This is a genomic window from Variovorax sp. LARHSF232 (genome assembly GCF_052871435.1).
Genome location: NZ_JBIXJS010000003.1, coordinates 94,433 through 114,546, shown reverse-complemented (window position 1 = coordinate 114,546; position 20,114 = coordinate 94,433). Strand labels below are relative to the sequence as shown.

Below are 20,114 nucleotides of genomic sequence, written 5' to 3'. Positions count from 1 at the left end.
GTTCGGGTGCTCGTCGTTCTTCAGGCGATCTTGAATCGGGACACCGACTGGCGCAGTTCGTCAGCCATGTGCGAGAGCTCGCGCACCTGCTGCGCGGTGGCACGGGTGCCTTCTCCGGTCTGTTCGGTCACGGCGAAGATGTGCTGGATGTTCGCGGCCACCACGTTGGCCGAATTGGCCTCGCGGGATGCGGACTGCGAAATCTGCTCGATCAGCTCGGCAAGGCGGCGCGACACGCGGTCGATCTCCGACAGGGCGGTACCGGCATTGTCGGAGAGCTTGGCGCCTTCCACCACCCCTTGCGTGGAACGTTCCATGGCGCCGACCGCATCTTGTGTATCGGTCTGAATGGCCTTCACCAGCGCCGCGATCTGGCGCGTTGCGTCGGCCGAGCGTTCGGCCAGCCGCTGCACTTCTTCCGCCACCACCGAGAAGCCGCGGCCGGCTTCGCCGGCAGAGGCCGCCTGGATGGCCGCGTTCAGCGCCAGCACGTTGGTCTGTTCGGTAATGTCCGAGATCAGCTCGGTGATTTCGCCGATCTCCTGCGAGGACTCGCCCAGGCGCTTGATGCGCTTGGAGGTTTCCTGGATCTGGTCGCGGATGGAGTTCATGCCGCCGATGGCGTTCTGCACCGCCTGCAGGCCGGAGGACGCGGCTTGCAGCGACTGGCGCGCCACCGTCGCCGATTCCTGCGCTTGCGAGGACACGCCGTTGATTCGCTCGGCCATGGTCAGCACCGACTGGCCGGTTTCGCGGATTTCGCGCAGCTGTTCGGTGGAGGCGGCCAGCAGTTCGGTCGAGGTGCTTTCCACCTGCGCCGTGGTCTGCGCCACCCGGGCCACCGTGTTCTGCACGTTGCCCACCAGCAATCGAAGTTCTTCCACCGTGTAGTTCACCGAGTCGGCGATGGCGCCGGTGATGTCCTCGGTCACGGTGGCTTCCTGCGTCAGGTCGCCCTCGGCCACCGTCTGCAGTTCGTTCATCAGGCGAAGAATGGCGGCCTGGTTGGCCACGTTGACGCGGGTTGCTTCTTCACTGGCGCGGTCGGCTTCGATGCGCTCACGCTCGGCGGTTAGCGCACGCTCGCGGCCTTCGCGCACCTGAGCGTAGGCGATGGCGCCGGCGAGGCCAAGGGCGGCCACCGACAGCACGAACAGCAGGATCACGGTGCCGGCGCCCAGGCCGGTACGGTCGGACAGCTTGTCCTGCAGCTCGCCCAGGGCGGTACGCAGCGGCTCGCTGTCGGCCAGGATGGTGGCTTGCGCTTCGCGCGCCGTCACCAGGCCCTGCAGGTTGCCCAGGATGGCGCCGGCCTGCGTGCGGGTCTGCTCATAGGTCTTCAGGATGGCTTCGAGCTGCTGGCGCGTCTGCGGATCGCGCGTGCCGGGCAGGCGCTGCTGGGCGCTGCCGTCGAGCAGTCCGCGGGCCACTTCCTGGAAGGTGTTCAGGTCCTTGCCCAGCAGGAACACCGCGTCGGGGCTCACGCCTTCCACGGTGAGGAATTCGTTGGCCGACTTGCCGATACGCTGCGTCAGCATCACCAGCTGGCCGGCGGCCGAGATTTCGGGCACGGTGGCGGTCTGCTGCATCTTCAGCGAAGCCACCGTTTCCGTCATTTCGAGCAGGTCGGACGACTGGCGGTTGATGTTGCGCAGCGCGGCGCCCACCTGCGTCAGGATCTGCTGCTGGCCCAGCACCGCCTTGGCGCTGGCATCGGCACGGTCGACCAGGGGCAAGATTTTGCCCATCTCGGCTTCGAGGTCCTTGCTGACGGGCTCGAGGTGGATCGCCTCGTCGCCGTTGGCCAGGCCGTGGGCGCGCAGGCTCAGGTCGCCCGCGCTGTCCTTCACTTCGGCGAAGGCCTTGACGTCGCCCACCAGGGCCTGCGACACCGACTTGGCCAGACGCTGCGACTGCATCAGCGATTGGCCGGTGGCGGCCACCTGCTGCGCGACGCGGTCGGCGCGCACGATGGCGGAGCCGGCAATCACCAGCAGCACCAGCACCACCGCGCCCAGCGCGATGAACAGGAAACGCTGCTGGCGCTGCAGGTCGGTGCGCTGTGCAGCAGGGACGGGCTGGGCCTCGGGCGCCGGCTCGCGGGGTTCGCCCGACTGGCCGTCGCCGAGCGCGGCAGCTCTGCCTTGCACGGGCTCGTTGGCAGCGGCGGCGGCGGCATCGCGCTTCATGAGCACGGTTTTCTCGTCGAAGCCTTGAACCGTTTCAACGTGGTCCAGCGCAATGGACCCGCTGTCGGTGCCCACCATGACGCTGTTGTCGCGTACGGGCAGGAGTCGTTTGAACTTGTCGGCGATCGAGCTCACGGGTCGGTCCTTCAGGTTGATGGCGTTGTCCGGCAGCCCGATCAGGCGCCGATGGAGAGAAATTGGGGTTGCTGGGAGAGCGCTTGCAGGTTGACTTCCTGCCACTCCTCGCCGGCTTCGTCGGTGTAGCTGACGCCCGTCCAGGCCGGCGCGTCCTCGGCCGGCGGCTTCGAGGACACGAAGGCCTCGACACCGCGCAGGCCGACCAGCCGGTCGATCAGGAGCGCGCAATTGACTTCGAGCAGTTCGTTCAGCGCCACCAGGCGCGACTGGGCGCGCGCCGCCTCGGTGACCGGGCCGGTGCGGCGGCCGGCGGCAAAGGTGGCGAACTCGATCACGCCGTACAACCCGCCGCGCAGGTTGGACACGCCCAGGAACCACTGCTGCGTGTAGGGCACGGGCTGCGGCGGCGTCCAGGGAAAGATCTCGCCGGCGTGGCCGAGCGGAAAAAGAAACTTGGCATCGCCGGCCTCGACGGCCAGCCAGGAGGCCGACACGCCGGAACTGCGCGCCGCCTGCAGCCGGCCGGCGAGCCTGGACTGGAATGCACGGAGTGCGTCGCGATTGGCCATGGCAGATGGAGCGCTGGGCGCGAGGCTTAGTTGAGTGCGCTGATCTTGGCCATCAGCTCGGCCGCGTTGACGGGCTTGACGATGTAGTCGCGAGCCCCCTGGCGCATGCCCCACACGCGGTCGGTTTCCTGGTTCTTGCTGGTGCACAGGATGATCGGCACCGCCGCGTACTGCGGGTCACGGGCGATGGCGCGCGTGAGCTGGAAGCCGTTCTGGCCGGGCATCACCACGTCCATCAGGATCAGGTCAGGCCGGTCTTCCTGCAGGCGGCGCATGGCGTCGTCGGCGTTCTCGGCAGTCTTGACCTTGAATCCGTTCTTCTCGAGCAGATCGGTCAGGAACATCAGCTCCGTCTTGGAGTCGTCAACGACGAGGACTTTTTGAATGGGCATTTAGAGAGTTTCCGGTTGGACAACGCCAAACTGCTCCACTGCCTGGAGCAGCTGGTCTTTGGTGAAGGGCTTGGTGAGGTAGTCCTGCGAGCCGACCATGCGGCCGCGCGCCTTGTCGAACACGCCGTCCTTGGAGGACAGCATGACGACCGGGACATTGGAGAAATGCGCGTTGCGCTTGATGATCGCGCAGGTCTGATAACCGTCGAGGCGCGGCATCAGGATGTCGCAGAAGATCAGGTGGGGCTTGTGGTCGTTGACCTTGGACAGCGCATCGAAGCCGTCTTCGGCCAATAGCACTTCGTGTCCGCCCTGCTTGAGGAAGATCTCGGCGCTGCGCCGAATGGTGTTGCTGTCGTCGATGACGAGCACCTTGTAACCCGATCCGTTGGTGCTCATGGGCACACGCTCCTCAAACAACACTTCCGACAACGTCAGCAACCTTTCTCTTTCAGAAAAGTCGCCGGAAGCGTGGCCCTATGCCATGCTTCAAATTTCAACCATTTCGAAGTCTTCCTTGCGCGCACCGCACTCCGGGCAAGTCCAATTCATTGGTACATCCGCCCATGCAGTTCCCGGCGCAATACCATCTTCCGGTACGCCTACCGCTTCGTCATAGATCCACCCGCAAATCAGGCACATCCAGGTTTTTTTGTTCATCGCAGCTTACGTTCCCTGTTCATAGAATGCAACGATTGTATCGAGACGTCACTCGCGAACTCGTGATTTGCGTCTCACATATGCCACCATCAAGGTGAGCTCTTCAGGCGCATGAAAACTTTCCTTTTACCCCCCGAAGATTCTGGTCCAACGGACGATCTTAGCGGCGCCGACGTCGAGCTCGAGAAGCCCGAGGACGAAAGCCAATCGGTCCTGCCCTGCGTGTTGGTTTTCAATGCCAGCGACCCGAGCGGCGCGGGCGGCCTGGCCTGCGACGCGCTGGCCATCGCTTCGGTCGGCGCCCACATGCTGCCGGTGGTGACCGGCGCCTACGCGCGCGACACCGCCGAGATTTTCGATCACTTTCCTTTCGACGAAGAGGCGGTGGCCGAGCAGACGCGCACCATTCTCGAGGACGTCGAGGTGCAGCTGATCAAGGTCGGCTTTGCCGGTTCGCCGGAAAACCTGTCCGAAATCGCCGAGACGGCCAGCGACTACCCCGAAGTGCCCGTGGTGGCCTACATGCCCAACCTGTCGTGGTGGGACGAGAACAAGATCGAGGCCTATCTCGACGCCTTCCGTGAACTGGTCCTGCCGCAGACCACCGTGCTGGTGGGCAACCACAGCACCCTGTGGCGCTGGCTGCTGCCCGACTGGAACGGCGAGCGCCCCCCGACGGCGCGCGACGTCGCCAAGGCGGCGGGCGAACTGGGCGTGCCCTACACCCTGGTGACGGGCCTGGTGCTGCCCGACCAGTTCTTCGACAACGTGCTGGCCTCGCCGCAGGCGGTGCTGGCCAGCGAGAAGTACGAGCGGCTGGAAGCCGTGTTCTCCGGGGCCGGCGACACCCTGTCGGCCACGCTGGCGGCCTTGCTGGCCAGCGGCACCGACCTGGTGTCCGCCGCCACCGAGGCGCTGAGCTACATGGACCGCTGCCTGGACGCGGGCTTTCGGCCCGGCATGGGCCACGTGATTCCGGACCGCCTGTTCTGGGCTCAGCCGGAAGACGAGGACAACGATAGCGCCGAGGGCGCCGAGGGCGCCGACTTCGCGCTGCCTCCTCATGAAACAAGACACTGATCGATGACTACGCAAGACCGCAACGACATTCTTTTCGACCGCGCCCGCGCGGTGATCCCCGGCGGCGTGAACTCGCCCGTGCGCGCCTTCAAGGCCGTGGGCGGCACGCCGCGCTTCATTCAGAAGGCGCAAGGCGCCTACATGTGGGACGCGGCCGGCCAGCGATTCATCGACTACATCGGCTCCTGGGGCCCGATGATCCTGGGCCACGGCCACCCGGCGGTGGTGGACGCGGTGCAGCGCGCGGTCAGCGAAGGTTTTTCCTTCGGCGCACCGACCGAGCGCGAGATCGAGTTGGCCGAGGCCATCCTTGCGCTCATGCCCTCGATGGAGATGGTGCGGCTGGTCAGCTCCGGCACCGAAGCGGCCATGAGCGCGCTTCGCCTGGCGCGCGGCGCCACCGGCCGCAAGACCATCATCAAGTTCGAAGGCTGCTACCACGGCCATGCCGACGCCCTGCTGGTGAAGGCCGGCTCGGGCCTGGCCACCTTCGGGAACCCGACCTCGGCTGGCGTGCCGCCCGAGGTGGTGCAGCACACGCTGGTGCTGCGCTACAACGACCTGGCGCAACTGGAAGAGGCCTTTGCCACGCAAGGCAGCGAGATCGCCTGCCTGATGATCGAGGCGATTGCCGGCAACATGAACTTCGTGCGCGCCACGCCGGCGTTTGCCAAGCGCTGCCGCGAGCTGTGCACGCAGCACGGCGCGCTCTTGATCTTCGACGAGGTGATGACCGGCTTTCGGGTCGGCCTGCAGGGCGCGCAGGGCGTGCTGGGCGTCAAACCCGACCTCACGGTGCTGGGTAAGGTCATCGGCGGCGGCATGCCGCTGGCGGCTTTCGGCGGGCCGCGCGCCATCATGGAGCAGCTGGCGCCGCAGGGCCCGGTCTACCAGGCAGGCACCCTGTCGGGCAACCCGGTGGCCACCGCCTGCGGCCTGGCCACCTTGCGCGAGATCGCCAAGCCCGGCTTCTACGAGGCGCTGGCCGCGAAGACGCGCGCGCTGGTCGATGGCTTGAAGGCGGCAGCGAAGGCCGAGAGCGTGCCCTTCAGTGCCGACAGCGAAGGCGGCATGTTCGGCTTCTTCTTGCTCGACGCACTGCCGCAGGACTACCCGAGCGTGATGAAGAGCGATGGCGCACGCTTCAACAGCCTGTTCCATGGGTTGCTGGCGCGCGGCGTCTACATTGCGCCGGCCTTGTACGAGGCAGGCTTCGTCAGTGCCGCGCACAGCGAGGCCGACATCGGCACGACGCTGGAGGCGGCCTCGGCGGTCTTCAGGCACCTGCGCAGCAGCAACGCGGCATGAGCCGCAGGGCCGCTCCCAAGGCGAATACCGCAGCCCGCAGGGCGAAGGTAGTCCGATGAGTTGGCGACGCAGGGCGCCGTGGCTGCTGCTGGCCCTGGCGGCATCGCCCGGCACAAGCCTTGCGCAAGAGGCGAGCGCGCTGTCGCAGATCTGGATCAATCCCGGCTTCTATTCCTATCACTTCGATCGGGACAAGAACCTGGAGGACGCCAACCCGGGCCTGGGCATCGAGTGGCCGATCAACGCGCAGTGGTCCTTCACCGCCGGCGCCTTTCGCAACAGCGACCGCGAGCGTTCCAACTACATCGGCGCGTACTTCATGCCCTTCGAATGGCAGGGCGTGAAGTTCGGCGCGGCGCTGGGCGTCTTCGACGGCTACCCCAACTACCGTGGCGGCGACTGGTTCCCGGCCGTCATCCCCACCGCCGCCATCGAGTGGCGGCACTGGGGCCTGAACATTGGCTTCATCCCGCCCTACAAGGACCGGCTGCACGGCGCCATCAGCTTCCAGCTGAAGGCGCGCTTCGGCGCGCCGGCCCCGTCGGCCGATCAGTGACGGAAATGGCGCACGCCTGAGAAGACCATGGCCACGCCGCGCTCGTCGGCGGCGTCGATCACCTCCTGATCGCGCATCGAGCCACCCGGCTGGATGACGCAGGTGGCACCGGCATCGACCACCACGTCCAGGCCGTCGCGGAAGGGGAAGAAGGCATCGCTCGCAACCGCCGTGCCCTTGAGCGACAACCCGGCGTGCTCGGCCTTGATGCTGGCAATGCGCGCCGAATCGAGCCGGCTCATCTGGCCCGCACCCACGCCCAGGGTCATGCCGCCGGCGCAGAAGACGATGGCATTGCTCTTGACGTACTTGGCCACCTTCCAGGCAAACAGCAGGTCCTGCAGCTGCTCTTGCGTCGGCTGCTTCTTGCTGACCACCTTCAGCTCGGCCAGCGACAGCTCGCGGTTGTCGGCCGTCTGCATCAGAAGGCCGGAGCCGATGCGCTTGACGTCCATCGCATTGCGGCCATTCTCCCAATCGGTCTTGCCGCCCTTGGGCAAACCGATCTCCAGGATGCGCACGTTGACCTTGCTCTTGAACACGTCGAGCGCCTCGGCCGTGTAGCCGGGCGCCATCAGCACCTCGACGAACTGCTTGCTCACGGCCTGGGCCGCTGCCAGGTCCATCGGACGGTTGAAGGCGATGATGCCGCCGAAGGCCGAGGTAGGGTCGGTCTTGAACGCCTTCGAATAGGCTTCGAAGCAATCGGCACCCACGGCCACGCCGCAGGGATTGGCGTGCTTGACGATCACGCAGGCCGGCACGTCAAAGCCCTTGACGCATTCCCAGGCCGCATCGGCATCGGCGATGTTGTTGTAGGAGAGCTCCTTGCCCTGCAGCTGCCGGGCCGTCACCAGCGAGCCGGGCGCCGGGTACAGGTCGCGGTAGAAGGCGGCCTGCTGGTGCGGGTTCTCGCCGTAGCGCAAGTCTTGCAGCTTGACGAAGCGGCCATTGCTCTGCGCCGGGAACAAGGCGCGCTGCGGCGCGGCCTGGCCGGCGCTGGCGTCGAAGTCGATGGCCGAGAGGTAGTCGCTGATCGCGCCGTCGTAGTCGGCAATGCGGTTGAACGCCGCCACCGACAGCGCGAAGCGGGTCTTGTCGCTCAACTTGCCATCGGCCGCGAGCTCGGTCAGCGCGATCGGGTACTGCGCGGCGTCGGTCAGCACGCCCACGTCCTTCCAGTTCTTGGCGGCGCTGCGCACCATGGCGGGGCCGCCGATGTCGATATTCTCGATCGCGTCTTCCAAGGTGCAGCCCGCCTTGGCCACGGTGGCCTCGAAGGGATAGAGATTGACCACCAGCAGATCGATGGTGTCGATGCCGTGCTCCTTCAGCGCCGCCATGTGGGCCGGCACATCGCGCCGCGCCAGCAAGCCGCCGTGGATCTTGGGATGCAGCGTCTTCACGCGGCCGTCCAGCATCTCGGGAAAGCCGGTGTGCTGGGCCACTTCGGTCACCGGCAGACCGGCGTCCAGCAACAGCTTGGCGGTGCCGCCGGTGGAAAGAAGCTTCACGCCCAGCCCATGCAGGCCTTGCGCAAATTCGAGGATGCCGGTCTTGTCGGAGACGGAAATGAGTGCGGTGAGTGCCATGGTGTGCTTATTTGAGGAGCTTGTGTTCGACCAGCTTTTTGCGCAAGGTGTTGCGGTTCAGGCCCAGCCATTGGGCCGCCTTGGATTGATTGCCTTCAGCGCGCGTCATCACCACGTCGAGCAGCGGTTTTTCGACCACGCTCACCAGCATGTCGTACATGCCATCGGGTTCAGTGCCGCGGAGGTCGCGGAAATAGCTTTCCAGACTGCTGCGTACGCAGTCCTCGATTTGCTTCTTGCTCATGCTCTTCTCGTCTAGCCTTGATTTATTTTCAGGCAGCCCTGCAGGCCGCCGCTTCTTCTTCCAATTCGCTGTCGATCGTTGCCTTTGCAACCGCGATGGGCATGCGGTCGTGCTGCGCGGCCAGGCCGTCGAAGAACTCGGCGACCGCCTTCAACTGGTGGTCGCAATCCTCGATGCGGTTCATGTCGCCGCGAAACGCTTCGCCCCCGGGCAAGCCGCGCACGTACCAGCCGATGTGCTTGCGGGCCGTGCGCACGCCGCTGTAGTCGCCGTAAAGGGCGTAGTGTTCCTCCAGATGATCCAGCAGGAGGCGCTTGACCTCGGCCACCAGCGGCGGCGCGCGATGCGTGCCAGTCGCAAGGAAGTGCTCGATCTCTCTGAAGATCCAGGGCCGGCCTTGGGCGGCGCGGCCGATCATGATGGCGTCGGCGCCGGTGGCAGCCAGCACCTCGCGTGCTTTTTCCGGGCTGGTGATGTCGCCATTGGCCACCACCGGAATATTCACCGCGGCCTTGACGGCGGCGATGGTGTCGTACTCGGCCTCGCCCTTGTAGCCTTGCTCGCGGGTGCGGCCGTGCACGGTGAGCATCTGCACGCCGGCGGCCTCGAAGCGCTGCGCCAGCGCCACCGCGTTGCGCTGCTCATCGCTCCAGCCGGTGCGCATCTTGAGCGTGACCGGCACGCCGTGCGGCGCCGCGGCAGCCACCACGGCTTGCGCGATTTCCAGGGCCAGCGGCTCGTCGCGCATCAGCGCCGAGCCGGCCCATTTGTTGCAGACCTTCTTGGCCGGGCAGCCCATGTTGATGTCGATGATCTGGGCGCCGCGCTCGATGTTGTAGTGCGCGGCCTCGGCCATCATGGCGGCGTCGGTGCCGGCGATCTGCACCGAAATCGGGCCGGGCTCGCCCGCGTGGTCGGCGCGGCGCGAGGTCTTCAGCGAGTTCCACAGTTCCTTGCGCGAAGTGACCATCTCGCTGACCGCATAGCCTGCGCCCAGCTGCCGGCACAGGGTGCGGAAGGGCCGGTCGGTCACGCCGGCCATGGGCGCGACGAACAGGCGGTTTTCCAGCGGAATGTTGCCGATCTGCAGGGTCATGAAGTGGTGCGGCGCAAAATCGGCTGCTGAAAAATGAGGCACGATTGTAGCGATGCGGCCGACCGTCGGATGAAACGATTTGCACTGCTGACGAACCGGCATGATGCGGGCGCTTCTTATACTGCGCCGCTACATGGAACATTGGTACGACTCCCTGCTCGCGCTTCTTGCGCTGCCCGAATATGGGTTGTCGTCGCTATTCATCGTTGCTTTTGTTTCCGCCACGTTGTTGCCGATGGGGTCGGAACCTGCGCTGTTCGGCCTGCTGCAACTCAATCCGGGCATGTTCTGGCCCGCGGTCTTCGTCGCCACGGCGGGCAACACGCTGGGGGGTGCGGTGGATTGGTGGATGGGCTATGCGGCCCATCAGGTGGCGGACAAGTATTCGCACTCCAAGCATCACCTGCGTGTGCTCAATTGGCTGGAGCGCCTCGGGCCCAAGGCCTGTCTGTTGGCCTGGCTGCCGATCTTCGGCGATCCGCTGTGCGCGGTGGCCGGCTGGCTGCGGCTGTCCTTCTGGCCCTGCGTGTTCTACATGGCCATCGGCAAGTTCGCGCGCTACGTCACGATGACGGTGAGCTTGATCTACATCTGGCCCAAGCTGGGCTTCGGCTCCTGAAGATCAGGAACAGGGAAGAGCCCAGACCCCGAAGCCAGAAACACCGCGGAACCGGCTTTGCCGGGCCGCTGGTGTTGCCCCCTCGAGGGGGTGCAGAAGCTCGCGCGTTGTGGGCAAGGCTGGGGGTGGGCTTGTTCTTCAACCCTGGTGAGCGCGCTTGCCGGCGTTCTTCTTGCTGCGCGTGGCGGGGCCGCGCTCCAGGCTGCGGCGCTGGCCGGTGCCCATGCGAGTCAGCGTCATGCCGGGCACCGGCTTCGGCGGCTTGGTGGCTTTGCGGTCGGCTTCGGTAACGATCTTGTTGCCCATGTGGATGCTCCTGATTCAGTGGAATGGGTGATGAGGAATGAAAGAGGCTCCAGGATGGAGCCACCCCCCGATTGTCGCTGTTCGCGCGCCCGCGCTCACTTCAAGAGGCTGTAAGGGCCACCGCGCTCCACCGCCTTCAGGTAGGCCGGCCGCGCATGGATGCGCTCCAGGTAGGCCATCAGGCGCGGCCGACTGGCGTCCAGCCCACCGCGCGCGCGCGCCGCTTCCACGGCAAAGCTCATCTGGATGTCGGCGGCAGTGAAGGCATCGCCGGCAAACCACTCGCCCTTGCCCAGCTCGCCTTCCATGAAGTCCAGGTGCGTCTTGAGCTGCGGCCCGATGAAGGCGTCCTTCGCTTTCTGGGCGATGCCCTTGGCGATCGGCTTGGCGAAGAAAGGCATCTTGGCCTTCTCGATGCGGTCGAACATCAGCTTGAGCAGAAGCGGCGGCATTGCCGAGCCTTCGGCGTAGTGCAGCCAGTAGCGGTAGCGCACGGCGTCGGGCGAGCCGGCCGCCGGCGCCAGGCGGCCATTGCCGTAGCGCTCGGTCAGCGTCTCCAGGATGGCGCCCGATTCGGCCAAGGTCAGCCCGTCCTCGGTCACCACCACCGGCGACTTGCCCAGCGGATGCACCGCCTTGAGCGACGCCGGCGCCAGCATGGTGACCGGGTCGCGCTCATAGCTCCTGATCTCGTAGGGCTGGCCCAGTTCTTCGAGCAGCCACAGCACGCGCTGCGAGCGGGAGTTGTTGAGGTGGTGGACAGTGATCATGGTGTTGGCGTTGTGGTGGATCGGATTGCCGTCGGCCGAAGTCGGCCGCGGCAGGCCACGCTTTTTACTGGATTCACTGGCCCATCGGACATCCCGATGCGACGAAATACAGCCAGCGCTGCGCCGGCCGCACGCATCGGCGACGAACGGTCAGGAACTGAACAGGAAGTTCATCACGTCGCCATCCTTGACGACGTAGTCCTTGCCTTCGGCGCGCATCTTGCCCGCGTCCTTGGCGCCCTGCTCGCCCTTGTGGGCGATGAAGTCGTCGAAGGAAATGGTCTGGGCGCGGATGTAGCCCTTCTCGAAATCGGTGTGGATCACGCCGGCCGCCTGCGGGCCGGTGTCGCCGATGTGGATGGTCCAGGCGCGCACTTCCTTCACGCCGGCGGTGAAGTAGGTCTGCAGGCCCAGCAGCGAGTAAGCGGCGCGGATCAGGCGGTCCAGGCCCGGCTCCTCCTGGCCGATCTCGGCCAGGAACATCTTCTTGTCGTCCTCGTCCATGTCGGCCAGCTCGGCCTCGATCTTGGCGCAGATCGCCACCACCGGCGCGTTCTGCTTGGCGGCGTACTCGCGCAGGCGGTCCAGGTAGGGGTTGTTCTCGAAGCCGTCCTCCGACACGTTGCCGACGAACATCGCGGGCTTGGCGGTGATGAGGGTGAAGGATTTCACCAGCGGCTGCTCTTCCTTGGTGAACGCGAGCGCGCGCACCGGGATGTTCTCGTTCAGCGCCTTCTGGCAGCGCTCCAGCAGGCCCACCAGTTTTTGCGCGTCCTTGTCACCCGAGCGCGCCACCTTGCTGTGGCGGGCCAGCGCCTTCTCGACCGTGGCCAGGTCGGCCAGGCACAGTTCGGTCTGGATCACCTCGATGTCGGAGATCGGATCGACCTTGCCGGCCACGTGCACCACGTTGTCGTCGTCGAAGCAGCGCACCACGTTCACCGTGGCGTCGGTCTCGCGGATGTGGGCCAGGAACTTGTTGCCCAGGCCTTCGCCCGTGCTGGCGCCCGCCACCAGGCCGGCAATGTCGACGAACTCGACGATGGCCGGCACCACGCGCTCGGGCTTGACGATCTCGGACAGCTGCGCCAGGCGCGGATCGGGCACTTCCACCACGCCGACGTTCGGCTCGATGGTGCAGAAGGGATAGTTTTCCGCCGCGATGCCGGCCTTGGTCAGAGCGTTGAAAAGGGTGGACTTGCCGACGTTCGGCAAGCCGACGATGCCGCACTGGAGACTCATGGCGGTGACTTTCAGGGAGATTGGGGAGAACCGGTGATTTTAGGCGCCCGCCCCCGCCCGCTCATTCAAAGCGCAGATTGGCCCCTACCGGCTGCCCGACCCGCAGGGCCTGCTCGATGCCGTCCAGCACGATCAGGTTCATGCCGAAGGTGATGGCGCCATCCAGCCGCGGATCGGCCCGGTAGCTGCGCAGCATGTCGCCCACCTCGGGACTGCTCGCGGCGGTGGCCGGGTCCACGTCGGGGATGGAACAGCGCGAACAGGGCTTGACCGGGCGCAGCCGCACCGGGGCGCCTTCGCCGGTGTCGACATGCAATTCGTCGACCCGGTCCTCGTCATGCGCTTCGATGCCCGCGAGCACGATGTTGGGCCTGAAACGCGCCATGCCCACCGCGGCGTGACCCGCCGCAGCCAACTTTTCGTTGAACTCGGCCAGCGATGCTTCGCTGATCACCAAGAGCGGGAAGGCGTCGGCGAACTGGTTGAGGGCCTCCACCTCGCCGGTCCATTTGCGCTTGGACGGGCGCTTGTGCTCCGGATCGAAGCGCACCAGGCGCAGCTTACGCGCCGGCTTTCCAGGCTCGGTCAGGAAGTCGCTGAACCACTGGGCCGCGATGTCGCCCATGTCGTAGGCCGCCACCTCGTCATCCCACACGCGCGCCCGCACCGGGCCCTCGACCCGGTCGAAGGCGATGTGCAGCGCCAGCATGCCGGGTGCGCGCAACACCATCTCGCTGTGCTTCAGGGTCGGCTGGATGAGGGCCATGCGCGGCAGCTCGCGCTGGCTGAGGAACTCGCCCTCCTCGTCCACCACCATCCAGGCGCGATCGAACTCGAGGCCGGTCTCGATCAAGAGGCTCTCCTGCAGCTCGACGCCCGCGCAGGACTTGATCGGGTAGACAAAGAGCCGCGAGATGCGGGCCTGCAGGTCGAATTCAGAGGGGTTCACAAGGCGTCCGGGGCAAGGGGGAGACGATTGTCTCGTATTGAAATGGCCGCGCGGCAACTCCCTACAATGCCCCGATGGCTCTTCCCCCCCAGGTTTGCATCCGTGGCGCAGGCATCGTCGGCCGCACTTTGGCGCTGCTGCTGGCCGGCGCCCGCGTGCGGGTGGCGCTGGTGGCGCCGGCCGTCGATGCGGCGGCCAGGGCACGCGAAGACATCCGCGCCTATGCGCTCAACCTTGCCTCGCGCCAGTTGCTCGAATCGCTGCGCGCCTGGCCCGACGCCGCCCACGCCACCGCCGTGCGCGAAATGCTGGTGCATGGCGACGACGAGGGCCGCGTGCATTTCAGCGCGCCGCAGCAGAAGGTGGAGGCGCTGGCCTGGATCGTCGACGTGCCCGCGCTGGAGCAGCGCCTGATCGACGCGGTGCGCTTCTCGCCCCTGATCGAGGTGGTGACCGAGCCGGTGGCCGCACCGCTCACGGTGGTGTGCGAAGGCAAGGCCAGCGCCACGCGCGAACAGCTTCGCGTGCGCTACGAGCTCACCCGCTACCCGCAGCATGCGATTGCCGCCCGCTTCGAGGCCGAGCGCCCGCACGACGAGATTGCCCGCCAGTGGTTCAACGACTGCGGCGAAGTGCTGGCCCTGCTGCCGCTGGGCGGCCCCGGTGGCCACGCGGTGGCGCTGGTGTGGTCGGTCGACCAGGCGCACGCGCCGCGGCTGCTGGCCCAGGGGCCCGACGAATTTGCCGCCTCGGTGCGCGAGGCCTGCCACGATGCGCTGGGCGCGCTCACGCCCGTGGGCGAACGCGCCGCCTGGCCGCTGCAGCGCGCCATCGCCGACCGCTGGACCGGCCAGTTGCCCGATGGCAACAACTGGGCGCTGGCTGGCGATGCCGCCCACACCGTGCATCCGCTGGCCGGCCAAGGCCTCAACCTGGGCCTGGCGGATGCGCAGGCGCTGGCATCGGTGATCGGCACCCGCGAACACTGGCGCGGCGTCGGCGACATGCGCCTGCTGCGCCGCTACGAGCGCTCACGCCGCGCCGAGGTGCTGGCCATGAGCCTGGCCACCGATGGGCTGCAGCAGCTCTTTGCCCACAGCACCGATCCGCTGCCGCGGCTGCGCAACTGGGGCATGCGCGGCTTCGACCGCGTGGGCCTGCTCAAGAGCTGGGTCGCGCGCCAGGCCATGGGCCTTGAACGCCCGGCTTCGCGCGACGTGCACTGAACTTCCGTCCTTCTCTCAAGTCGATCTTCCATGAAATCCATTCGCCTGCTGGCTGCCGCCCTCGCCTGCGCTGCCGCCCTTGCCGCAACCGTCACTGCCACAGCCGGCGAGGCCGAGATCCGCAAGAACCTGGGGGCCCGCTTTCCGCAGATCGTCCAGATCGAGGAAGTGCGCAAGACACCGATCGCCGGCCTTTATGAAGTGCGGGTCAATGGCGCCGAGATCTTCTATGTCGATGAGCAGGGAGACTACCTGCTGCAAGGCGAAATGATCGATGTGAAGGCCAGGCGCAACCTGACCCAGGAGCGTGTCGACAAGCTCAACGAAGTGGCCTTCGACAAGCTGCCGCTGCAGGACGCCTTCAAGATCGTGCGCGGCAACGGCAAGCGCAAGCTGGCCGTCTTCGAGGACCCGAACTGCGGCTACTGCAAGCAGTTCGAGAAGGAGCTGCGCAGCGTGGACAACGTGACGGTCTACCTGTTCCTCTATCCGGTGCTGGGGCCTGACTCGAAGGTCAAGTCGCGCAATATCTGGTGCAGCAAGGACAAGGCCAAGACCTGGAGCGACTGGATGGTCAATGACGTCAAGCCGACGGATGCCGCTGCCAGCTGCGACACCGCCGCGCTGGAGCGCAACACCGCCTTCGGCCGCAAGCACAACATCACCGGCACGCCCACCCTGATCTTCAGCGACGGCACCCGCACGCCGGGCGCGGTGCCGGCCGCGCAGGTCGAAAAGCAACTCGCCGCTGCCGCCAAGTGATGGCCGGCACGCCAGCCCCGCGCATCCGCTATCGGGTCGCTTGCGCCGACCGCCACGCCCACCTGTTCGAGGTCACGCTCGCCATCGATGCGCCCACTGCCGGCCAGCGCGTGTCGCTGCCGGTCTGGATTCCAGGCAGCTACCTGGTGCGCGAATTCGCCAAGAATCTGCAGGGCCTGCAAGCCAGGCAAGGCCGGCGCACGCTGGCCGTGACGCAGCTGGACAAGGCCAGCTGGCAGATCGATTGCGCCGTCGGCAAGCCGCTCATGCTCAGCTACCAGGTCTGCGCCTACGACAACTCGGTGCGCACCGCCTGGCTGGACGATGACCGCGGCTTCTTCAATGCCACCAGCCTGTGCCTGCGGGTGGAAGGCCAGACCGGCGAGGCGCACGGCCTGGAAGTGCTGGCGCCACCGGCCAAGGCCGGCCGGGCGCGCTGGGCCTGCGCCACCTCGCTTGCGCCTGCCGGCATCGACAAGCAGGGCTTTGGCCGCTACCTGGCCGCCGACTACGACGAGCTGGCCGACAGCCCGGTCGAGATGGGCGCCTTCTGGAGCGTCGACTTCGAGGTCTGCGGCGTGCCGCACCGCTTCGCGGTGGCGGGCGCGGCGGCCTCCTTCGACGGCGACCGGCTCATCGCCGACACGCGCGCCATCTGCGAGACGCAGATGCGCTTCTGGCACGGCGACAAGGTGGGCAAGCGCGGCGGGCCCAAGCCCCCGCACGAGCGTTACGTGTTCATGCTCAACGCGGTCGACGACGGCTACGGCGGGCTGGAGCATCGGCGCAGCACGGCCCTCATCTGCGCCCGGCGCGACCTGCCGCGCCACGGCAGCGCACGCCAGGCCGAGGGCTACACCACCCTGCTCGGGCTGATCAGCCACGAATACTTCCACACCTGGAACGTCAAGCGCCTGCGGCCGGCCGAGTTCGCCAGCTACGACTACGGCCGCGAGAACTACACCGAACTCCTGTGGTTCTTCGAGGGCTTCACCAGCTACTACGACGACCTGCTGCTGCGCCGCGCCGGCCGCATCGACGACGCCACCTACCTGCGCCTGGTCAACAAGACCATCAACCAGGTGATGCAGACGCCGGGCCGGCAGGTGCAGTCGGTGGCGCAGGCCAGCTTCGACGCCTGGGTCAAGTACTACCGGCAGGACGAGCAGACCCCCAACGGCACGGTGAGCTACTACACCAAGGGCGCGCTGGTGGCGCTGTGCTTCGACCTCACCCTGCGCGCCGAAGGCAAGGGCAGCCTGGACGACGTGATGCGCCAGCTGTGGAAGACCAGCGGCAACGGCGGTCCGATCAGCGAAGCCGACATCGCCGGCGCACTGCAAGCCGTGGGCGGCCGCAGCTACGCCGTCGAGCTGGCGCGCTGGGTGCACGGCACCGACGAGTTGCCGCTGGCCGAGCTGCTGCGCGGCCGCGGCGTGGCGGTGCTGGACGACCCGGCCCAGCGCGCGCAGGAACTGGGCTTGCGCGTCGCCGAGAGCAGCGGCAGCGTGCAGATCAAGGTGGTGCTGCGTGGCGGCGCCGCCGAGAAGGCCGGCCTGGTGGCCAACGATGAATGGCTGGGCATCGAGCTGGCGGCCACCCGCTCGCAACCGGCGCAGGCCTGGCGCATCGGCAAGCTGGATGACCTGGCGCTGTACCTGGGCGCGCAGAAGAAAATGACGGCGCTGGTGGCGCGCGACCGCAAGCTCTTGCGCCTGCCGCTCGCCGTGCCCAGCGGCGCCACCACCTGGCGCCTGGTCGCGCACGATGCGGCCAAGCTGTCGAACTGGCTTGCAGCCGCCTAACTTCGAGGAGAACCCCATGAACTACGAGACCATCGAAACCCGCATCGAGGCCGGCAAGGTCGGCATCGTCACGCTCAACCGCCCGAAGGCGCTCAACGCGCTGAACGACACGCTCATGACCGAACTGGGCCAGGCATTGAAGGCCTTTGATGCCGACGAGGCCATTGGCTGCATCATCGTCACCGGCAGCGAACGCGCCTTTGCCGCCGGCGCCGACATCTCGGCCATGGCCAAGTACAGCTTTCTCGATGCCTACAAGGGCGACTTCATCACCCGCAACTGGGAAACCATCCGAACCATCCGCAAGCCGGTGATCGCGGCGGTGAGCGGCTTCGCCCTGGGCGGCGGCTGCGAGCTGGCGATGATGTGCGACTTCATCATCGCCGCCGACAACGCGCGCTTCGGCCAGCCGGAAATCAAGATCGGCGTGATCCCCGGCGCCGGCGGCACGCAGCGCCTGCCGCGCGCGGTGGGCAAGAGCAAGGCCATGGACATGGTGCTCACCGGCCGAATGATGGATGCACAGGAAGCCGAGCGCGCCGGCCTGGTGAGCCGCGTGGTGCCTTACGAGAAGCTGGCCGAGGAAGCGCTTGGCGCCGCCCTCGTCATTGCCGGCATGTCGCAGATCGCGGTGATGGCGGCCAAGGAATCGGTGAATCGCGCCTTCGAATCGGGCCTGTCGGACGGCGTGATGTTCGAGCGCCGCCTCTTCCACGCGCTGTTCGCCACGGTCGACCAGAAGGAAGGCATGGACGCCTTCCTGAACAAGCGCCAGCCCGAGTTCAAGAACCAGTAGCCCGCGCCGGCGCCTTGGCCCTCACGGCCTGGCGCAATGCGGCGCGCAGGGCCTCCAGCGCTTCGGGCGACGGCGTACCGGTCACCGGCGGCGCCTTGCCTTCGGTCCAGCGCACCTGGCTGCGCCCCACTTCCAGCACCGCCAGCACCTCGCCCTTGCGTTCCAGCGCCACCCGCCATTCGGGCAGCGCGCGCAACGGTGGCCCACCCGCTGCCACGATGGCCGCAGAACTCAACAGCTGGCTCAGTTCGCCGGCGTCGGCGCGCGACACCGTGCGCACTTCGCCGGCCACGTTGGCCAAGCGCAGTTCGGTCCAGCGGCTGAGCGCTCCGAAGTCGGGCGCCGGGGCGGGGCGCGCGCCGGTGGCAGCGGCGGCGCGGTTGGATTCGGTGGACGGAGCGGCCTGCGGCGCGGCGGGCGCCGATCGTTCGCGCGGGGCCAGGGCGTCGGAGGCGGCGGGTGCTGGCGCAGCAGGTGGCGCCGCCACGTCCGGTGGTGGCGGCGGTGCCACGGTGGCAGGCGCCGGCGTCGGCGCAGGTGCAGGTTCCGGTGCTGATCTCGGCACTTCAACAGGAACCGGGGCGCGGGGCGCCGGCGCTTCGGGCGCACGCGCCTCCTCCTTCACCGTCGGTGCCTGCTGTTCCACCGATGCCGTTGGCGGCGCCGCCGCGGGCTGCTCGTCCAGGCGTGCACCGGGCACCGGCTCGCGCTGCCACATCACAGTCACCATCACGCCCAGCAGCACGGTGGCGAAGGCGGCGTTCCAGGGCATGGCGCGCGGCGCACCCAGCTTGTCGCGCCACCAGGCCGGACGCCACCACGGCGCGCGCTCGCGGCTGGCGGCCAGCAGTTCTTCGGAGGCCGAGACGGCGTCATGCGCGTGGTCCAGGATAGCCTGGCGGACGCGCCAGTCAGGCAGGACGGCGCGATCAGGCGCCTGCGCCAACGCCTTGCGCATCGCCTCGTCGTGCAATGGCTCGTCGGGCTCGCCCGGCGCCAGCAGGTCGGCGTCCTTGTCTTCAAGACTCATGCGCGCTGCTCCAGTACTTGCAGATAACGCTCCATGCAAACACGCAGCTTCTTCAAGCCGTAGCGCAGCCGGCTGCGCACGGTTTCGAAGTTGATCGCCAGCGTCTGGGCCATGGCCTCGACGCTGAAGCCTTCCGCGTTGTGCAGCAGGAAGGCGGCGCGCTGCTCGTGCGGCAGTTCGTCCAGACAAGCCAGCAGGCGGCGGCCGGCGGCGCGCCAGAAGGCCACCTCTTCGGCCGAGGGCGCCGCGGCATCGTTCAGGCCGCCATCGCCGCCGGCATTCAGCCGGTGGCGGAACAGGCGGGGGGCCTCAATGCGGTCGCCATCCTCGTCATGGGCGTGGAAGGCCACCTCGCGCCCACTGATGCGCAGCCGGTCCATGGCCAGGTTGTGCGCGATGGTGAAGGCCCAGGTGCGCCAGGTAGCGCCCTGCGGCGAGAAGCTCTCGCGCGCCGAGATGATGCGAAACCACGCTTCCTGGAACACCTCGTCCACTTCGGCCGCCAGGCGCGCGCCCAGCAGCCGCCGCACGAAACGGTACAGCGCGGCTTCATGGCGGCGGTAGAGCACGTCGAAGGCGGCGCTGTCGCCGTCGGCATAGGCGAGCATCAGCTGGTCGTCCGGCAGGGCTTCGTGCAATGCGGCAATGGCGGCGTCGGGTTCGAGCATCGGCAGATTTTCACCTCACGTTCTACGGCGCATGGTGCCGTTCGGGGTTAACAGGGGCCAAAAAATCGGCCGCATGCTAACCCCGCCGACCCCGGCTCGACCGTATCAGAGGGCATC

General features: G+C 67.1%; 22 protein-coding genes. 8 read left to right on the top strand and 14 right to left on the bottom strand.

From position 1 onward, the window contains the following. Positions 1-20 precede the first annotated feature (20 nt). The 5 genes from ACIPRI_RS09435 to ACIPRI_RS09415 all read right to left on the bottom strand — a co-directional run bounded on the left by ACIPRI_RS09435 (position 21) and on the right by ACIPRI_RS09415 (position 3,948). Complete coding sequence (locus ACIPRI_RS09435) at positions 21-2,324, bottom strand: methyl-accepting chemotaxis protein (RefSeq protein ID WP_446621174.1); 2,304 nt, start codon at positions 2,322-2,324, stop codon at positions 21-23. Positions 2,325-2,365: 41 nt separating this feature from the next. Further along, on the bottom strand, positions 2,366-2,896 hold the full coding sequence (locus tag ACIPRI_RS09430) for a chemotaxis protein CheW (protein ID WP_446621173.1): 531 nt from the start codon (positions 2,894-2,896) through the stop codon (positions 2,366-2,368). Between the two features lie 26 nt (positions 2,897-2,922). Continuing rightward, on the bottom strand, positions 2,923-3,288 hold the full coding sequence (locus tag ACIPRI_RS09425) for a response regulator (protein WP_446621172.1): 366 nt from the start codon (positions 3,286-3,288) through the stop codon (positions 2,923-2,925). After that, positions 3,289-3,687 carry a response regulator gene (locus tag ACIPRI_RS09420; protein ID WP_446621171.1) on the bottom strand — a complete coding sequence of 133 codons (399 nt, stop codon included), beginning with the start codon at positions 3,685-3,687 and terminating at the stop codon, positions 3,289-3,291. It abuts the gene before it with no gap. Positions 3,688-3,777: 90 nt separating this feature from the next. After that, positions 3,778-3,948, bottom strand: a complete 171-nt coding sequence (locus tag ACIPRI_RS09415; RefSeq protein ID WP_132734743.1) for a rubredoxin — start codon at positions 3,946-3,948, stop codon at positions 3,778-3,780. A 111-nt stretch (positions 3,949-4,059) separates the two neighbouring features. On the opposite strand from ACIPRI_RS09415, the gene thiD reads away from it, so the two are divergent. From thiD to ACIPRI_RS09400, 3 genes are read left to right on the top strand one after another with little or no spacing between them, the layout of a single operon-like run. Then, positions 4,060-5,028: a bifunctional hydroxymethylpyrimidine kinase/phosphomethylpyrimidine kinase gene (thiD, locus tag ACIPRI_RS09410; protein ID WP_446621170.1), complete on the top strand. Its 969-nt coding sequence runs from the start codon at positions 4,060-4,062 to the stop codon at positions 5,026-5,028. Positions 5,029-5,031: 3 nt separating this feature from the next. Continuing rightward, entirely contained in the window at positions 5,032-6,336 is a 1,305-nt protein-coding gene (gene hemL / locus ACIPRI_RS09405; protein ID WP_446621169.1) for a glutamate-1-semialdehyde 2,1-aminomutase, read from the top strand. 55 nt (positions 6,337-6,391) lie between these two features. Beyond that, positions 6,392-6,892, top strand: coding sequence for a hypothetical protein (locus ACIPRI_RS09400; protein ID WP_446621168.1), 501 nt, complete (start codon positions 6,392-6,394; stop codon positions 6,890-6,892). Here ACIPRI_RS09400 and purH read toward each other — a convergent pair. The 3 genes from purH to dusB are packed head-to-tail and all read right to left on the bottom strand — an operon-like array spanning position 6,886 to position 9,824. Next, on the bottom strand, positions 6,886-8,484 hold the full coding sequence (purH, locus tag ACIPRI_RS09395) for a bifunctional phosphoribosylaminoimidazolecarboxamide formyltransferase/IMP cyclohydrolase (RefSeq protein ID WP_446621167.1): 1,599 nt from the start codon (positions 8,482-8,484) through the stop codon (positions 6,886-6,888). The two genes, ACIPRI_RS09400 and purH, sit on opposite strands and share 7 nt — an antisense overlap. A gap of 7 nt (positions 8,485-8,491) precedes the next feature. Continuing rightward, positions 8,492-8,728, bottom strand: coding sequence for a Fis family transcriptional regulator (locus ACIPRI_RS09390; protein ID WP_446621166.1), 237 nt, complete (start codon positions 8,726-8,728; stop codon positions 8,492-8,494). Positions 8,729-8,756: 28 nt separating this feature from the next. Continuing rightward, a complete protein-coding gene (gene dusB, locus ACIPRI_RS09385; protein WP_446621165.1) occupies positions 8,757-9,824 on the bottom strand; it encodes a tRNA dihydrouridine synthase DusB in 1,068 nt (355 codons plus the stop codon). A 133-nt stretch (positions 9,825-9,957) separates the two neighbouring features. Here dusB and ACIPRI_RS09380 point away from each other — a divergent pair, with 133 nt between their 5' ends. Then, positions 9,958-10,443 (top strand): YqaA family protein, encoded by a 486-nt coding sequence (locus ACIPRI_RS09380; RefSeq protein WP_446621164.1) that lies wholly within the window; start codon positions 9,958-9,960, stop codon positions 10,441-10,443. A 138-nt stretch (positions 10,444-10,581) separates the two neighbouring features. Here the strand turns inward: ACIPRI_RS09380 and ACIPRI_RS09375 are convergent, their stop codons facing one another. The 4 genes from ACIPRI_RS09375 to ACIPRI_RS09360 form a co-directional block, all read right to left on the bottom strand. After that, positions 10,582-10,749 carry a hypothetical protein gene (locus ACIPRI_RS09375; protein ID WP_446621163.1) on the bottom strand — a complete coding sequence of 56 codons (168 nt, stop codon included), beginning with the start codon at positions 10,747-10,749 and terminating at the stop codon, positions 10,582-10,584. A 95-nt stretch (positions 10,750-10,844) separates the two neighbouring features. After that, a complete protein-coding gene (locus ACIPRI_RS09370; RefSeq protein ID WP_446621162.1) occupies positions 10,845-11,519 on the bottom strand; it encodes a glutathione S-transferase in 675 nt (224 codons plus the stop codon). 150 nt (positions 11,520-11,669) lie between these two features. Then, positions 11,670-12,761, bottom strand: coding sequence for a redox-regulated ATPase YchF (gene ychF, locus ACIPRI_RS09365; RefSeq protein WP_446621161.1), 1,092 nt, complete (start codon positions 12,759-12,761; stop codon positions 11,670-11,672). Between the two features lie 61 nt (positions 12,762-12,822). Continuing rightward, entirely contained in the window at positions 12,823-13,710 is an 888-nt protein-coding gene (locus ACIPRI_RS09360) for an MOSC domain-containing protein (protein ID WP_446621160.1), read from the bottom strand. Positions 13,711-13,784: 74 nt separating this feature from the next. Between ACIPRI_RS09360 and ACIPRI_RS09355 the strand changes: the two genes are divergently transcribed. Genes ACIPRI_RS09355 through ACIPRI_RS09340 form a run of 4 tightly spaced genes read left to right on the top strand, consistent with a single transcriptional unit; the run spans position 13,785 to position 18,299 of the window. Beyond that, positions 13,785-14,936, top strand: coding sequence for an FAD-dependent monooxygenase (locus ACIPRI_RS09355; protein WP_446621159.1), 1,152 nt, complete (start codon positions 13,785-13,787; stop codon positions 14,934-14,936). A gap of 30 nt (positions 14,937-14,966) precedes the next feature. Then, positions 14,967-15,698 (top strand): DsbC family protein, encoded by a 732-nt coding sequence (locus ACIPRI_RS09350; protein WP_446621158.1) that lies wholly within the window; start codon positions 14,967-14,969, stop codon positions 15,696-15,698. Beyond that, positions 15,698-17,503, top strand: a complete 1,806-nt coding sequence (locus ACIPRI_RS09345; protein WP_446621157.1) for a M61 family metallopeptidase — start codon at positions 15,698-15,700, stop codon at positions 17,501-17,503. Before ACIPRI_RS09350 ends, ACIPRI_RS09345 begins: the two co-directional genes overlap by 1 nt. 16 nt (positions 17,504-17,519) lie before the next feature. Then, entirely contained in the window at positions 17,520-18,299 is a 780-nt protein-coding gene (locus ACIPRI_RS09340; protein WP_446621156.1) for an enoyl-CoA hydratase, read from the top strand. On the opposite strand, the gene ACIPRI_RS09335 is transcribed toward ACIPRI_RS09340, so the two are convergent. Together ACIPRI_RS09335 and ACIPRI_RS09330 are read right to left on the bottom strand one after the other, a co-directional pair. Then, a complete protein-coding gene (locus tag ACIPRI_RS09335) occupies positions 18,286-19,329 on the bottom strand; it encodes a hypothetical protein (RefSeq protein ID WP_446621155.1) in 1,044 nt (347 codons plus the stop codon). The genes ACIPRI_RS09340 and ACIPRI_RS09335 overlap by 14 nt on opposite strands. Continuing rightward, positions 19,326-19,997 carry a sigma-70 family RNA polymerase sigma factor gene (locus ACIPRI_RS09330; RefSeq protein ID WP_446621154.1) on the bottom strand — a complete coding sequence of 224 codons (672 nt, stop codon included), beginning with the start codon at positions 19,995-19,997 and terminating at the stop codon, positions 19,326-19,328. The genes ACIPRI_RS09335 and ACIPRI_RS09330 overlap by 4 nt, the downstream gene beginning before the upstream one ends. Between the last annotated feature and the right edge of the window lie 117 nt (positions 19,998-20,114).

Coding starts and splice junctions, on each gene's coding strand:
- ACIPRI_RS09430 (WP_446621173.1), bottom strand. CDS start 2,896: ATGGCCAATCGCGACGCACTCCGTGCATTCCAGTCCAGGCTCGCCGGC.
- ACIPRI_RS09425 (WP_446621172.1), bottom strand. CDS start 3,288: ATGCCCATTCAAAAAGTCCTCGTCGTTGACGACTCCAAGACGGAGCTG.
- ACIPRI_RS09420 (WP_446621171.1), bottom strand. CDS start 3,687: ATGAGCACCAACGGATCGGGTTACAAGGTGCTCGTCATCGACGACAGC.
- ACIPRI_RS09415 (WP_132734743.1), bottom strand. CDS start 3,948: ATGAACAAAAAAACCTGGATGTGCCTGATTTGCGGGTGGATCTATGAC.
- thiD (WP_446621170.1), top strand. CDS start 4,060: ATGAAAACTTTCCTTTTACCCCCCGAAGATTCTGGTCCAACGGACGAT.
- hemL (WP_446621169.1), top strand. CDS start 5,032: ATGACTACGCAAGACCGCAACGACATTCTTTTCGACCGCGCCCGCGCG.
- ACIPRI_RS09400 (WP_446621168.1), top strand. CDS start 6,392: ATGAGTTGGCGACGCAGGGCGCCGTGGCTGCTGCTGGCCCTGGCGGCA.
- purH (WP_446621167.1), bottom strand. CDS start 8,484: ATGGCACTCACCGCACTCATTTCCGTCTCCGACAAGACCGGCATCCTC.
- ACIPRI_RS09390 (WP_446621166.1), bottom strand. CDS start 8,728: ATGAGCAAGAAGCAAATCGAGGACTGCGTACGCAGCAGTCTGGAAAGC.
- dusB (WP_446621165.1), bottom strand. CDS start 9,824: ATGACCCTGCAGATCGGCAACATTCCGCTGGAAAACCGCCTGTTCGTC.
- ACIPRI_RS09380 (WP_446621164.1), top strand. CDS start 9,958: ATGGAACATTGGTACGACTCCCTGCTCGCGCTTCTTGCGCTGCCCGAA.
- ACIPRI_RS09375 (WP_446621163.1), bottom strand. CDS start 10,749: ATGGGCAACAAGATCGTTACCGAAGCCGACCGCAAAGCCACCAAGCCG.
- ACIPRI_RS09370 (WP_446621162.1), bottom strand. CDS start 11,519: ATGATCACTGTCCACCACCTCAACAACTCCCGCTCGCAGCGCGTGCTG.
- ychF (WP_446621161.1), bottom strand. CDS start 12,761: ATGAGTCTCCAGTGCGGCATCGTCGGCTTGCCGAACGTCGGCAAGTCC.
- ACIPRI_RS09355 (WP_446621159.1), top strand. CDS start 13,785: ATGGCTCTTCCCCCCCAGGTTTGCATCCGTGGCGCAGGCATCGTCGGC.
- ACIPRI_RS09350 (WP_446621158.1), top strand. CDS start 14,967: ATGAAATCCATTCGCCTGCTGGCTGCCGCCCTCGCCTGCGCTGCCGCC.
- ACIPRI_RS09345 (WP_446621157.1), top strand. CDS start 15,698: ATGGCCGGCACGCCAGCCCCGCGCATCCGCTATCGGGTCGCTTGCGCC.
- ACIPRI_RS09340 (WP_446621156.1), top strand. CDS start 17,520: ATGAACTACGAGACCATCGAAACCCGCATCGAGGCCGGCAAGGTCGGC.
- ACIPRI_RS09335 (WP_446621155.1), bottom strand. CDS start 19,329: ATGAGTCTTGAAGACAAGGACGCCGACCTGCTGGCGCCGGGCGAGCCC.
- ACIPRI_RS09330 (WP_446621154.1), bottom strand. CDS start 19,997: ATGCTCGAACCCGACGCCGCCATTGCCGCATTGCACGAAGCCCTGCCG.